Here is a 13,043-nt window from a genome sequence, read left to right as displayed (position 1 = left end):
CGTTGGCCGCGTGACAGTGAGCTATGCTGGAGATTGGGGTGACGAGGCTGATCAAGCCTTCCAACAGTACCAGCCTGATCAATTACGGCGAGAGCTACCGGTCCGGAGATCGCATCAGCCCCTCTCTGCATATGCACGCGGCCGCCTGAATTGCCGATTTCGCTCAGCTGCTGCTGAATGGCGACGGCTTGCGGCGTATTCAGGGCCCTCTGCGTCTCCGCTGGCCACAACAGCGCTGGTGAATGTTCATTGTTGGGACGACTCACTCGGGTGGCAGGTGGTTGCCCTGGTCAAGCTCATCCGGCGAAGGGCGGATCTGCTGTTGGCTGGCAGCCAAGACTGGGGGCGGCGGCCCGAACTCCGGCGTCCCAGAGCTTGCGAAAGCCTCCGACACGCTTCTGTTGAGGTCATCCCGTCCAGCGGGCATCCCTGGGTTGCTGAAAAAAGACGAGGCGGCTTGATGATCCTGCCCTCGCTGAAGCACCTCGCGAAACCCCCTGTTCCAGTCGCAGAAGCTCCTCTGGATCGGTTGGCGGCTCGTCAGCTCGACCATCGAACAGAGGCCGGAGCGCCTCGGACACGTGCTACTCAAAGCCCACTCGCCGGGCCTGGACCGCTTGCCCGTCTTCCAAGCCGGCGTCCTGCACCTGCGACAAAGCTGTTACACGGGATGGATTACTATTTCGCGGGTCCACACTAGCCTCACATCAAACTGTATCGTCAAAGTCCTGCGCCAATTCACACAGCGGGTCATCGAGTTGAGATTCTGCGGAGAGCGCCTCCTCTGCTCCCATCAAGGGCGCCGGCTCCGGGAGGGCGCCTGTCTGGCTTTCAAAGATGCGTTTCAGAATGCGATCCGAGAAATAACGCACCTTCCTCAATTTTAATGGTGGCAGACCTTTGATGAGAACAATCTCGTAGTCGTCATCGAGCAGCCGAACCTGTTCGGGACGCAATAGCGGTGCACCTTGATGTGAATTCTGAATGTTCCAGTCGAACGTTCGCGCCTGGCTGTGGGAAATCGATTTGGCTTCAAACGTGTATTCACCGATGGCCTTGGAAATGTAGTTCGGAGTCTCGTCATCAGCCGTGGCCATGAACACTTGCAGTCCGGTATTGCTGAGAAAATTCTGCTTGCCAGCCTCTCCATAAGCCCCCGTCAGTGCCGAAAGGCTTTGGATGATGAGCATGAAACGCCCCTTGTAGCCCGCGATAGTCGTGATTGCGGTCTCGATCGCCTCCAGCTTACCCAAGTGCTTGAACTCATCGAGCAGGAAGAGAACCTCGTGCTTTTCATCCCGGCGGGCCAGCGACCGCTGCAGAATTGAAACGATTTGCTGAAAAAACAAGCGTATCAAAGGCGCGATCACCTCAAGGTCGTTCGGACCAACGCAAAGATAGATGCACGTTCTGCGACGGCGAAGATCATAGACCGAAAAGTCCGAGCGACTTGTGGCCGCCTTTACAGCGGGATCCGCCCACAGGTTGAGCCCGCCATCGCCGAGCACGGAAGTGTAGGAGGTTAGGATTTTCGTATCGTTCCCCGCCATGTCGTCGAAGATGCGTTGTGCCTCTTTGTTCTGGGTCTCCATGGCGAGTCGCGCGAAGAGCTTAAACTTCTCCCCCGGCTGGGCGAAGAGGTCATAGACGGCGCCGATTGTTGGCGTGCCCCGCTCGATGCAGGCAAGGATTCCCGCGACAAAGATATCTCGCGCGCCGCTGACGAAACCTTCCGCGCCCTCCCCCTTGGCCGTAATCAGGTTTGCGGCCAAGCGGCGGGCTTCGGTGAATTGCTGCTGTGGAGGCAACGCTATAAGATCCAACAGCGGATTGTAGCAGTTTGTGCGCCGCTCCGAATCCAGCGGCGCGAATTTAAACACGTCGTCACCTGCGGCTTTGCGCGCCCTCGAGGTGAGCTCAAAGAGCTCCCCCTTGACGTCCAGAGCTATCACCGAGCCTTTGAATGTAAGTAGCGTTGGAATGACTATGCCGACGCCCTTGCCAGCGCGGGTCGGTGCAACGATGAGGCTGTGAGGCTGCTCGCCATTGGTCAGGTAGTAGCCAGGCCAGAAAGGGCCACTTGTCTTCCCAAACACCGGCCCTGTCACGCCACGGTATCGTCGCAGATATCCCGTGCGTCGCATTTCATCCACTCGAGCCCAACGAGCCGTCCCGTGGTGTTCGAGCTTGCGGCGCAATACGATCTGCTGAATCAGCAAGACGACCGCGGACGTCGAGAGCACGATAGCCGCGCCCCGATAGAAAACGGGGGTTGCGAAGCCCAAATAGAAGGGCGTCTCAAACCAAAAGGCACGGACATCAAACGCCATCAGAGCCTCGCCGCTGCCGCCGTGGCGGAAAGTTGCGTAAAGACTTGCCGCACAGAAGCCCACGGCGAGTGAGCACGCGATGCTAATGGCTATGTTGGGGGGCGTCGTTTTTGTTGAAAGCATTGTTCCATTGCCGGATTAGCCGTAGCTAATGCTGCGCGTGCTTCAGAGACCGAACCGGCGTCGCGCGATGTCGCCGCTCGACAGATCGATGCCGCAGTGGGTGGTGCGATGCTTGCAGCGCATCACCCGGCAGACGTGGTTTTTGAAAGTTACACTAAGCAGGTACGTCAACGGCCAGCGAATTGGAAACGGCAAGGCCGTAAACGGATTCGGGAGAGAAAGCGTCACTGTACCATGGCCGAGACCTCAACGGCCGGAGCGATCTCTGCTTCTGGTGGCCTCCATTAGGTCCTCTCGGGCGTGATTGAAGGCGTGGTTTATGGACCGCCCGATTTGAGCACCCCGCTGCAGCTGTTCATAGGAGGTTTGCGGGCCTACTGTATCACGGACTGCAGCCTCAATACCTGCTATGTGGCCGTCCAGATTCGCACTCCGTTCCTCTGCTGCATGCTGCGGCGGCGGCATGTGCGGCAAGATGTCTTGCATGCCGGGAAAAACTGAGTGAGCTTGGGCCTGTTGATTTGCGTCTAACTGGGGATACATGTTGAGAATAGCATTGGATGCCATGTTTCTGACATTGCCATCCGGATCAGAAGAAGCCAATCCAATGGCCTGATCAAGAATGCGAGATTTATTTTCGTCAGTAAACTTACTGAAGTGTGGCGCAACGTAATAAGCTCCGAGAGCTTGCGACGGCGGATCCATGTTGCCAATGCGATTAACAATAGCATCTTGCAGCCCTGGCGTTAGGTAATCGCCTAGATTACTGGCCGCTCCGACTTTCTGCAATGCTATGTCATCCGTGCTGTACCCCAATTCGGCTGTTAATGTCGCGGCCAGATTGATGGCTGATTGTCCAAGCCGATTGGTCCGCCTTTCAAATCTCGCGAGGTCAGTTTCTGGCCCGGGTTGAGTGCCCCGAACGGCTGTTCGCTCGTGCGTCCCGAGGCCTTTGAAGCCCCCAAGATTTCGCGCTGTATCGCGCGGGTTAGCGGTTACCAGCCGTTCTGCAACATCGCTCAATGGCCCCTCTGGAACGTCACGGAGGCTACTGCTCCCCACGCCTTGAGATGATCTTGCAGCTGCGCGTGCCCGTTTGTTATCGCGATCCATTGCTCGCCTCCAAAGTAGTTATTCTACCCAATGAGGTTACCACCGAAGCTTGACCTGCTAAACCGATATGATGTTACAGTTGTAGTATGGCAAAGGGTTCCCAGCTCTGTGGGTCTGCCAAGTGCCCGTCCAAGCCGAAGAAAATACGATGAAGCTGGCATCAAATGCGATGTGAACTGCCCCGGGCATTCCGGTGGCCGTTTCGTTTGAGTCACGCGGCTATGGCTGGTTCATCCAACATGGCGTAGTAGCGTTCCTCGGCTTCGGCCGGCGGGATGTTGCCGATGGGCTCCAGCAGCCAGCGATTGTTGAAGCAGTCGACCCATTCGAGCGTGGCGAACTCGACGGCCTCGAATGAGCGCCAGGGTCCGCGTCGATGGATCACCTCGGCCTTGTAAAGACCGTTGATCGTTTCCGCGAGAGCATTATCGAAAGAGTCGCCGACACTGCCCACTGCGGGTTCGACGCCGGCCTCCGCCAAGCGCTCGGTGTATTGAATGCTGACGTGTTGGGCGGATTCAACCGGTCGTCGCAACACCAAGGGATTGGAGGTTGCAATGACGGTTCACCAACGCGCTTCAGATCGGTGCACTCGAAAGAAGCTAGATTCGCCCGGGCGTCCGCCGCCTGGCAGCGTGAGAATCGCTTCCGGTTCTGGCAAGCTATTGCCTTGGGACATTCGAGCGAGGAGGCCGCACTGGATGCCGGTACATCAACGCCTCTTGGTCCGCGCTGGTTTCGGAGTGCAGGAGGGATGCCGCCAACGCATTTGGCGCCGTGGGCGAAGCCGCCTTCGGGGCGATATCTTTCTTTCGGGAGCGCGAGGATATTGCGCTTGAGCTTGCCAAGGGAATCGGCATCCGGGCCATTGCTCGTAAACTAGGTCGGCCGCCGAGCACAATCTCGCGGGAGGTCAGGCGCAATGCCGCGACGCGCAGCGGCAATCTGGATTACCGGCCAGTGCCGCCCAATGGCACGCCGATCGTGAGTCCCGGCGGCCTCCTGGCAAGCTGGCGGTCAATCCGGCTCTGCGTGAATATGTTGAGGAGCGCTTGGCCGGCAAAGTCACCAACCCCAATGGCGCCTCATTCGAGGGCCCCAAGGTGGGTATGGAAAAAACGACAGAGCCGGAGGTGGTCGGCAGCCTGGAGCCCCGAGCAGATCGCTAAATCGGCTTCAGATCGATTACCCAGAGGATCAAACCATGCGGATCAGCCACGAGACGATCTATCAGTCCTTGTACATTCAAGGACGCGGAGCATTGCGCCGAGGACTGACCGCATGTCTGCGTTCAGGCCGAGCGTTGCGCGTACCGCGCGAACGCGCGTACCGCGCGAACGGGCCCGAATGCGCAACAAGTCCTTCATTGGAGACGCCGTTATGATAGGCGACCTTCCGGCCGAAATTGCCGATCGGGCTGTCCCCGGACATTGGGAAGGCGACCTCGTCCTTGGCCTCGGAAGCTAGGCGATCGGCACGCTCGTGGAACGAAGTTCACGCTTCACAATGCTGCTTCACCTGCCGCGCGCATGCATGGCCATCAGCAGAGCCTGCGCATCAAGAACGGTCCACCACTTGCCGGCCACGGCGCTGAAGCAGTCCGCAGAGCCATAGCCCGATCCATGGGCAAACTTCCCGAGCAGCTGCGTCAGTCGCTGACTTGGGACCATGGAGCGGAAATGGCGCAGCAGCCGACCTGCGCATCGACACCGGGCTCGAGATTTACTTCTGCGATCCCCAAGCCCGTGGCAGTGAGACTCCAACGAAAACACCAATGGCTTGCTGAGACAGTACTCTCCAAAGGGCACGGATCTCAGTCGGCACACAGCCGGGGAACTGGAAGCAGTCGCCCATGCTATCAACACAAGATCGCGCAAAACGCTCGGCTGGAAAACACCTGCCGAACTCCTCGACCAGCTCCTTGGGGGACAGTATGATGCCGGTGTTGCGACGATCCGGTTGAATCCGCCTTGGCTGCCTCTATCGCTGTGATGGATGAGCCCGCCTCCCCGCGCGGGCCGCCGATCATGGAGAGCCTGTTCCAGGGCATCGAGAACGAAGGCTGCATGCGCCGTCCGGCTCACCCGCCAGCCGACGATCCGACGGGCATAGGTGTCGATGACAAAGGCGACATAGACGAAGCCCGTCCAGGTCGCGACGCAGGTGAAGTCGGAGACCCGCAGCATGTTCGGCGCCGGAGCATGGAACTGGCGGTTGACGTGGTCGAGAGGGCAAGGTGCGGCCTTGTCGCTCACCGTAGTGCGGATCGGCTTGCCGCGGACGATGCCTTCGAGGCCCATGGCCTTCATCAAGCGGGCAACCGTGCAGCGGGCGACCTCGAAGCCCTCGCGACGCAACCGCCGCCAGACCTTGCGAATGCCGTAGACGCGGAAGTTCGCCTCAAACCCGTCGGACCTCATCCTTCGAGGCTGTATCCCATCTTGCCCGAGCCGACAGCCGGCAGGGGTCGACGCGCTTGGCGACATGGTCGTGGTAGGTCGACGGGGCGATCGGCAGCACCTTGCAGATCGGCTCAACCCCATGCGCCTTGCGGTGATCGTCGATGAACGCGATCGTGGCCTGAACCGGCGGTCGAGCTTCGCCTGGGCAAAATACGCGGAAGCCTTGCTCTCGTTGGCCTGCGAAGCTCGCGGCTCTCGCGTTCCAGAGCCTTCAGTTTCGTCGCAGCATCCGTGGGAACTCCGGCGCGCACGCCGCCGTCACGCTCGGCTTTCTTGCAGCCGATCTTGGCGGCGATCGATGAAACCGCCGCCCACCGCGACGTATGCTCGCGTTCGTGATCCAGAACCAGCCGCACCGCGGGGGGTCCGGACCTCGGGAGAGAACTTGTTGGTCGCCTTGCTTGTCATGGTTCCACCTTCTCAGGAGTTGGAGCCTCCGATCAACCCGGGGCGGTACACAACAAGGGTCACGGATCAATCTGGGCGGGAACCCTAGAGAATCAGCCCTAAGAGCCTTTGGTAATAGACCGACCCCTCGCACCTGTTTGGGCTGGGTGTACAAGTCAGGTTTTCATCAGGTTGGACGAGTATGTCTGGCAGCCAGAGCGCGACCACTTCCGTGCCCGCCCGCTCGTCTGGCAGACACACAAAGGAGAAAGATATGCCGTCAGCTACAAGCAGCGCCATCGTTTCCTGCCGCAGATCATCGCCCATCCGGTCTGGCCCTCCTTCAGGTCCCCTTGAGCCTGTGTCTCGTCGAGGAAATGGCCCGGGAGCGGGATCGTGGTTTCGTATGAGACAATCCGCCGGTGCGGCAACAAATGCGGTCCGCATACGGAGCCATTACGTCGCGGCACTTGATATTGCAGTGCAGCAAAGGTAGAGGGCCGCCCCTTATCGGAGTGTCGTCCATGGTCCTTACCAATACTGGTAGCGAGGCAGAACCCGTCGAACAGTCGAGCCATCCGGCAATCGAACAGCAAAGCCCCAAGGTTCTGATGCTGGGCGCGCTCGGTGTCGTCTATGGGGATATCGGCACCAGCCCGATCTACGCCTTTCGCGAGGCGCTGGTGGCGTCGTCGGGCGGACAAGTCGCCCAGCGCGGCGATATTCTGGGCGTTTTGTCGCTGATCATCTGGTCGCTGACGATCATCGTCACCATCAAATACATCATGTTCGTGCTGCGGGCGAACAACCGCGGCGAGGGTGGCGTGCTGTCGCTGATGGCGCTGGCGCGCGGCAGTTTCCCCAAGCGCTCGGCGCTGATGCTCGGCATCGGCATCGTCGGGGCATCGCTTTTCTTCGGTGATGCCGTCATCACGCCGGCGATATCGGTGCTGTCGGCGGTCGAGGGTATGAACGTCGTCACGCCGACCTTCCAGCCCTATGTCGTGCCGCTGACACTGGTCATCCTGGCCATGGTGTTCGCGGTGCAGCGCTTTGGCACCGGCGGGGTGGGATTGGTGTTCGGCCCGGTGACCGCCGTATGGTTCCTGGCAATTGGCCTTTCCGGTCTCAACCACATCATCGCCGATCCAGAAATCCTGTGGGCGGTGAGCCCGCACTACATCGTCGCCTTCCTGATCAATTCGCCCGACGTCGCTTTCGTGACCATCGGCGCCATCTTCCTCGCCGTCACCGGCGCCGAAGCACTCTATGCCGATCTCGGCCATTTCGGCCGAAAGCCGATCGTGCTGGCCTGGCTGGCGATCGTGTTTCCCTGCCTGCTGCTCAATTATGCCGGGCAAGGCGCCTTCGTGCTGGCCAAGAACGGCGTCGTCGGCCATCCATTCTTCGAGATGAACGAAGGCTGGACGCTGATCCCGATGGTCGTGCTGGCGACGGCCGCGACTGTCATCGCCAGCCAGGCGGTCATCTCCGGCGCCTTCTCGCTGACCCGGCAGGCGGTGCAGCTCAATATGCTGCCGCGCCTCGAAATCCTGCACACCTCGGAACGGCAGTCGGGCCAGATCTACATGCCGCGCGTCAATCTGTTGCTGGCGCTGGCGGTGATGCTGCTGGTGGTGGGCTTCGGTGAGTCCAGCAGGCTGGCATCGGCCTACGGCATCTCGGTGACCGGCAACATGCTGGTGACGACGGTGCTGCTGTTCGTCGTCATGACCCGGATCTGGAAATGGCGGCTGTGGGTGGCGGTCGCCATGACGGCGCTGTTCGGCTTCATCGACATGGGCTTCTTTGCCTCCAACATCGTCAAGGTGTTCGAGGGTGGCTGGGCTTCGCTGGCGGTGGCCTTCACCATTGTGCTGGCCATGTGGACCTGGGTGCGCGGCAGCCGCTATCTGTTCGACAAGACCCGCCGCAACGAAATCCCGCTCGATTTCCTCGCCGGCAATCTCCTGAAGAAAAAGCCGCAGCTGGTGTCCGGCACCGCGGTGTTCCTGACGAGCGATCCACTCAGCGCGCCAACCGCGCTGATGCACAGCCTGAAGCACTACAAGGTGCTGCACGAGCAGAACGTCATCCTTTCGGTGGTGACCGCGCCGCAACCGGTGGTGCCCGACAGCGACCGGGTCAAGATGGAGACGGTCAACGAGCTGTTCATGCGGGTGACTCTGACTTTCGGCTACATGGAGCAGCCCAACATCCCGCGCGCACTGGCGATCTGCCGCAAGCAGGGCTGGAAGTTCGACATCATGACGACCTCGTTCTTCCTCTCGCGGCGTTCGCTCAAGGCCTCGCCCAATTCCGGCATGCCGGTGTGGCAGGACCGGTTGTTCATCGGCCTGGCGCGTACGGCGGCCGACGCGACGGAGTACTTCCAGATCCCGACCGGACGCGTCGTCGAGATCGGAACGCAAGTGACGATTTAGGGCATGCCGCGGTTGAGAAGAATCGGTGCTGTCACATTGATTGAGCGGTAAGGAAATTCAGGTAGCAGCGCGCCCGGCACTGTAAGTTTCAGCGGCTTGATGCAGCGATAGCTGGCCGGGACGGCTGTCACGCTGTGGCGACACACGCGATTTTGTTCCAGATTTGCATGGGGGCGTTACGCAGGTCTCGATGTTGAGCCGATGACAGCGCATTGCAGGGAAAGTGAGCAGGTCGGCAATCGGATCATGGATGGAAACGAACCGCTGAAGCTGGCGTGCCGACTTGAAGCGTTTCATGATCCTTTCGCGTCGTCGGGTCGGCTGGTGCGAATTTTCCGCTCGATTATTCAGGCCTGTGTGCGACCGGTGTTCGACGCCGGGCATGAGGTCGCGCATGGCGGCATCATAGGATCGGAGCTTGTCGGTGATCATGATCCGTGGTGTCCGCCCTTGAGCTTTCAGCAACTTGCGCATCAGACGCTTTGCCGCCTTGGCATTTCGGCGGCTTTGTACCAGCACTTCGAGGACGAAGCCGTCCTGATCGACGGCACGCCAGAGCCACTGCTTCTTGCCACTGATAGCCACGACACATTCGTCGAGATGCCATTTGTCGCCCAGGCAGCCGGCTGATATTGATCTCCTGGGCGAAATGCCGTCCGAATTTCTCCGCGCAGCTTCGAACGGTCTGATGCGTGACGATGATGCCGCGGGCCGCCAGCATGTCCTCAACCATGCGCAGGCTGAGCGGAAAGCGAAAGTAGAGCCATACCGCGTGCGCAATGATCTCGGCGGGAAAGCGGTGGCGACCATAGAGCGGATCACCAGCAACTTCTGACATGGCCCAATGTACGCACATCTTCATAAGCTGTCGGTTGACTTTACGATGCCGCGCCAAGCGAGCAGCATCCGGCCGGCGGGGCCGACCCCGTCTCCCGGCCCTGAGCAGAACGGCATCGCGCAGGTGCCGCTTCATCCTCGACGCGGCCAGCCTGCTTTGCCGTTACCGCCGCCGCCGAAAGCGCCAGGCGTTGCCGCCAGGCGCCGGTCCGCCGGCAGCGGTTCGTTTCCACCGAGATCCGATTGCCAACCAGTTCCACTTTCCCCCAATACCTGCGTAACGCCGCCATGCAAATCTGGAACAAAATCGCGTATGTCGCCGCAGCATGACAGCCGTCCCGACCAGCTATCGCTGCATCAAGACGCTGATATCTTTACAGTGCCCGCACGCCTCTCGCGCGCCAACGGCCAGTCGGGTGTCGCGAATGAGGCACGCTGAAGCCATCCGGCTCAGCCGATCATGGCGCTTCGGTTGCCGGGTTCGAGGTCGTGGCCTCTGCCGCTGCGCGATTCTAGCATTTGCGCCTTGGAGAGCTCTGCTTCAGCCTCGGCGAGGCATGGCTCGGCTGCGGTTCTCTGCCGCAGAAGGTCCGATTGCGAATTCTTGACGTTGTCACGACGTAGGCGAGCGGCCTTGGCGAACGTCGGATAAGCGAAATGATTGACATCGGAGATGCCGGCCTTCGTTTCCTCGGCGTTTATCTGGAAGTCCAGTTCTCGCGCCATGCGCTCGAAATCGGCAATCATGATGTCTAGCTGGTGCAACTGTCGCCGCTTCTCATTCACCTGAAATTGCTTCAGTCGGACCAGATTACCTCGTGGCTTCATGACTCGGTACTCCGGTACCCATTTCGTCCAATCAAACCGCTCTCTCCCCTTAACGTTAGGCCTACAGCGACTCTCACGTTTTCTGCTGCGAGCGGAAACATATTTTCCAAAATCCTTGGCCGATGGCTATGAGTTCAATGGCATCGACAAGCATGCGAGCGGGGGACTTAAGGGGCGGTAAAAAAAGGCGGAATAGGGCGATTTTCACAATGTCTGCATTGAACGCGTTGAGACCTGCGGCGGGCTTGACACACAAAGCAATCGTCAAGATTTGCGACATGGACGCCGGGGGGCATGAATACGCCCGCCGTCAGCTACACGCCCCCCGATTTCCGCCGCCTATTATCGCCCACGCGGTCTGGCTTTATTTCCGGTTTCCGCTGAGCCTGCGCCTGGTTGAGGAAATGCTGCTGGAACGCGGCATCGTTTCGTATGAGACAAGTCGCCGGTGGGGCATCAAGTTCGGGCTGGACTGCGCTCGCTGCTTGCGCCGCAAGCCGCCGTGCCGGAATGATGTCTGGTACCTGAACGAAGTGGTCGTCACCATCGCCCGGCAAAAAGCTTTGGTTGTGGCGCGCCGTCGACCAGGATGGATATGTGCTGGACGAAATCGTGCAAAACCGCCGCAACACCAAGGCCGCCAAGCGCTTGCTGACGCGGCTGTGGAAGAAGCAGGGGCTCGCGCCGAAGCGCATGATCACCGACTAGCTTCGCTCGTATGGAGCGGCAAAGCGACAGATGATGCCGGACGTCGAGCACCGGTCGCACAAGGGGTTGAACAACAGAGCGGAGAATTCCCATGTGCCGCCGCGAAAACGGGAGCGGATGATGCAGGGGTCCGATCGCCGGGAGGCCTGCAACGCTTCGTCTCGACCTTGTCAGCCCTCCGCAACCTCTTCGTCCCGCCCCGCCCCAAACGTTCTGCTCTCGCCATACATGTTCATCGCCTCAGCGCGATGGCGCTGGTGATATCACGACGCGTTTGTACCGCTCGACCTACGCCACAGGTGCCGACGCTGTGACGAGCTTCGTCGGTCGCGTGTCGAGTGACGGCACCGGGGACAATTATCGTCGACCGCAGTCCATTGCCCAGACCAAGGCGCTTCTCGGCGTCGGCACGATGGCAAATCGCAGCGTCACGATCTCGGCCGCTGCCCCTTCTGGCGGCGTGGACGGTGATTTCTGGGTGCAGCCGTAATGGCCCTTTACGTCAAAGCCTCCGGGGTCTGGGGGGCGGCCAGCGCCGTATGGGTGAAAATCTGAAGCCTCTGGACCAAGGCTCGACAGGTCTATGTGCGCAGCTCGGGCGTCTGGGAGAAAATGTTCCCGATAGATCTGGTCTTCAATGGCACTCACGAAGACTCGACTGCCACGACCGTTTACACCCACACCAGCATTCCGCTTCTTGTCGCGCCACACGCTAATCGTCGTGTCATCGTGACAACTGAGACCACTGACACCGAAAGTGCAGTGACCGTCAACAGTATGACGATTGGGGGTGTGGCTGCCACCCTTCTCGCTCAGGTGGAAAGCATCTTCAATTCTGGTGTGGTCTATCTGTCAGTGTGGTCAGCCCTCGTGCCAACCGGTACGACGGCAACGATCGTGACCACGTATAGTGAGAGCGTGTTCCGTGACTACATGTCGGGCTATACGACCACCAATTGGGATGGTGTGGTGGGCACTGTTGCCTCTGACAACAATTCAACGGGTGGCCTGACAACGACCGTCAGCATTGGTGCCCTGGGCGCAGCGATCGCAATTGCGGGCAACGCCACCAATGGGGCATCGGCACTGCGACATGGACCGGGCTGACCAACAGTTCTCAAACACACCAGTCACGAATAGAAACCACAGCGGAGCAATGGCCATAGCTACCGCCGCCCAAGCTGCCCTCACCGTAACCTGTGCCTACAGCACTACTCCAGCACTTGCCGCACTGCTGGTGGTTCCGCGGTGCGCAACTCCTGACTGGCGACGGCGTCGGCGACATGCCTTACGGACTCGTATTGCCAGAGCTTGTAATCGTCGACAAACCAGCCAAGTCGGCTCTCGATCGCCGTAGCAAGCTCGTTATAGGCGAGGCTGTCGAGGCCGAGATCCCGCATTCTGGTTGTCATCGACACCTCTACTTTTTCGGCAACTAGAGCGTTGAGGGTTTTGAGAACCAGTTGTTCAATTTCAAGTAATGTCATCACTAATACATGCCTTTTGCTTGCAGATTCAGGTAATGCAACCCTGATCGGGGCGCAACCCCCAAAACGAGGTGTGCCGTTGAAACATGTTCTTGTCATTGACGATGATGCCGCAATGCGGCGCCTCATCGCCGATGCATGCCCTGAAGGTAACCGCAGTCCACGATAGCAAGCAGTTTGACTATGTTCTTTCACGTGAGCCAGTCGATCTCGTGGTTGTTGACCTTAACCTAGGCCGGGAGGATGGACTTGCGATCGTCCGCAATCTGGCGACAAAATCGGATGTTCCTATCATAGTGATCAGCGGCGACCGGCTTGATGAGG

Annotated in this window: 7 protein-coding genes, 8 pseudogenes and 1 other annotated feature; of the genes and pseudogenes, 7 read left to right on the top strand and 8 right to left on the bottom strand. The window is 59.6% G+C overall.

Going from position 1 to position 13,043, the window contains the following annotated elements; all coding sequences use genetic code 11:
• Positions 1-707 precede the first annotated feature (707 nt).
• From virD4 to NKI29_RS32640, 3 genes and pseudogenes are all read right to left on the bottom strand, one after another.
• Positions 708-2,453 (bottom strand): type IV secretion system ATPase VirD4, encoded by a 1,746-nt coding sequence (virD4, locus tag NKI29_RS32650; protein ID WP_352480567.1) that lies wholly within the window; start codon positions 2,451-2,453, stop codon positions 708-710.
• Between the two features lie 246 nt (positions 2,454-2,699).
• Positions 2,700-3,476, bottom strand: a complete 777-nt coding sequence (locus tag NKI29_RS32645; protein WP_352789937.1) for a hypothetical protein — start codon at positions 3,474-3,476, stop codon at positions 2,700-2,702.
• Positions 3,477-3,777: 301 nt separating this feature from the next.
• Positions 3,778-4,080, bottom strand: a pseudogene (locus tag NKI29_RS32640) (integrase core domain-containing protein); the annotation flags it as partial.
• A 43-nt stretch (positions 4,081-4,123) separates the two neighbouring features.
• On the opposite strand from NKI29_RS32640, the pseudogene NKI29_RS32635 reads away from it, so the two are divergent.
• Positions 4,124-5,558, top strand: a pseudogene (locus NKI29_RS32635) (IS30 family transposase).
• Here NKI29_RS32635 and NKI29_RS32630 read toward each other — a convergent pair.
• Positions 5,537-6,436: pseudogene (locus tag NKI29_RS32630) on the bottom strand (IS3 family transposase); the annotation flags it as partial. The pseudogenes NKI29_RS32635 and NKI29_RS32630 overlap by 22 nt on opposite strands.
• Positions 6,069-6,185 (bottom strand) — a sequence feature (AL1L pseudoknot). (Overlaps the previous pseudogene by 117 nt.)
• 285 nt (positions 6,437-6,721) lie before the next feature.
• Here NKI29_RS32630 and NKI29_RS33585 point away from each other — a divergent pair.
• Both NKI29_RS33585 and NKI29_RS32625 read left to right on the top strand, forming a co-directional pair.
• Positions 6,722-6,880, top strand: a pseudogene (locus NKI29_RS33585) (IS6 family transposase); the annotation flags it as partial.
• Positions 6,881-6,939: 59 nt separating this feature from the next.
• On the top strand, positions 6,940-8,859 hold the full coding sequence (locus NKI29_RS32625; protein WP_352798600.1) for a potassium transporter Kup: 1,920 nt from the start codon (positions 6,940-6,942) through the stop codon (positions 8,857-8,859).
• Positions 8,860-8,986: 127 nt separating this feature from the next.
• On the opposite strand, the pseudogene NKI29_RS32620 reads toward NKI29_RS32625, so the two are convergent.
• From NKI29_RS32620 to NKI29_RS32610, 3 genes and pseudogenes are all read right to left on the bottom strand, one after another.
• Positions 8,987-9,697 (bottom strand): annotated as a pseudogene (locus NKI29_RS32620) (IS6 family transposase).
• A gap of 50 nt (positions 9,698-9,747) precedes the next feature.
• Positions 9,748-9,911 (bottom strand): annotated as a pseudogene (locus NKI29_RS32615) (DUF1403 family protein); the annotation flags it as partial.
• A 235-nt stretch (positions 9,912-10,146) separates the two neighbouring features.
• Positions 10,147-10,524, bottom strand: coding sequence for a flagellar export protein FliJ (locus NKI29_RS32610; protein WP_352487760.1), 378 nt, complete (start codon positions 10,522-10,524; stop codon positions 10,147-10,149).
• Positions 10,525-10,802: 278 nt separating this feature from the next.
• Here NKI29_RS32610 and NKI29_RS32605 point away from each other — a divergent pair.
• The 3 genes and pseudogenes from NKI29_RS32605 (at position 10,803) to NKI29_RS32595 (ending at position 12,339) form a co-directional block, all read left to right on the top strand.
• A pseudogene (locus tag NKI29_RS32605) lies at positions 10,803-11,546 on the top strand (IS6 family transposase).
• Positions 11,543-11,722, top strand: a complete 180-nt coding sequence (locus NKI29_RS32600; protein ID WP_031194388.1) for a hypothetical protein — start codon at positions 11,543-11,545, stop codon at positions 11,720-11,722. The pseudogene NKI29_RS32605 and the gene NKI29_RS32600 overlap by 4 nt, the downstream one beginning before the upstream one ends.
• Positions 11,723-11,844: 122 nt before the next feature.
• Entirely contained in the window at positions 11,845-12,339 is a 495-nt protein-coding gene (locus NKI29_RS32595; protein ID WP_352798599.1) for a hypothetical protein, read from the top strand.
• 104 nt (positions 12,340-12,443) lie between these two features.
• On the opposite strand, the gene NKI29_RS32590 is transcribed toward NKI29_RS32595, so the two are convergent.
• Complete coding sequence (locus NKI29_RS32590) at positions 12,444-12,719, bottom strand: acyl carrier protein (protein ID WP_352798598.1); 276 nt, start codon at positions 12,717-12,719, stop codon at positions 12,444-12,446.
• Positions 12,720-12,798: 79 nt separating this feature from the next.
• Here NKI29_RS32590 and virG point away from each other — a divergent pair.
• A pseudogene (gene virG, locus NKI29_RS32585) lies at positions 12,799-13,043 on the top strand (two-component system response regulator VirG); the annotation flags it as partial.

Origin of the sequence: Mesorhizobium sp. M0678 (genome assembly GCF_040320505.1) — a bacterium.
Classification (GTDB): Bacteria; Pseudomonadota; Alphaproteobacteria; order Rhizobiales; family Rhizobiaceae; genus Mesorhizobium.
This window is presented reverse-complemented; position numbering and strand designations above follow the sequence as displayed.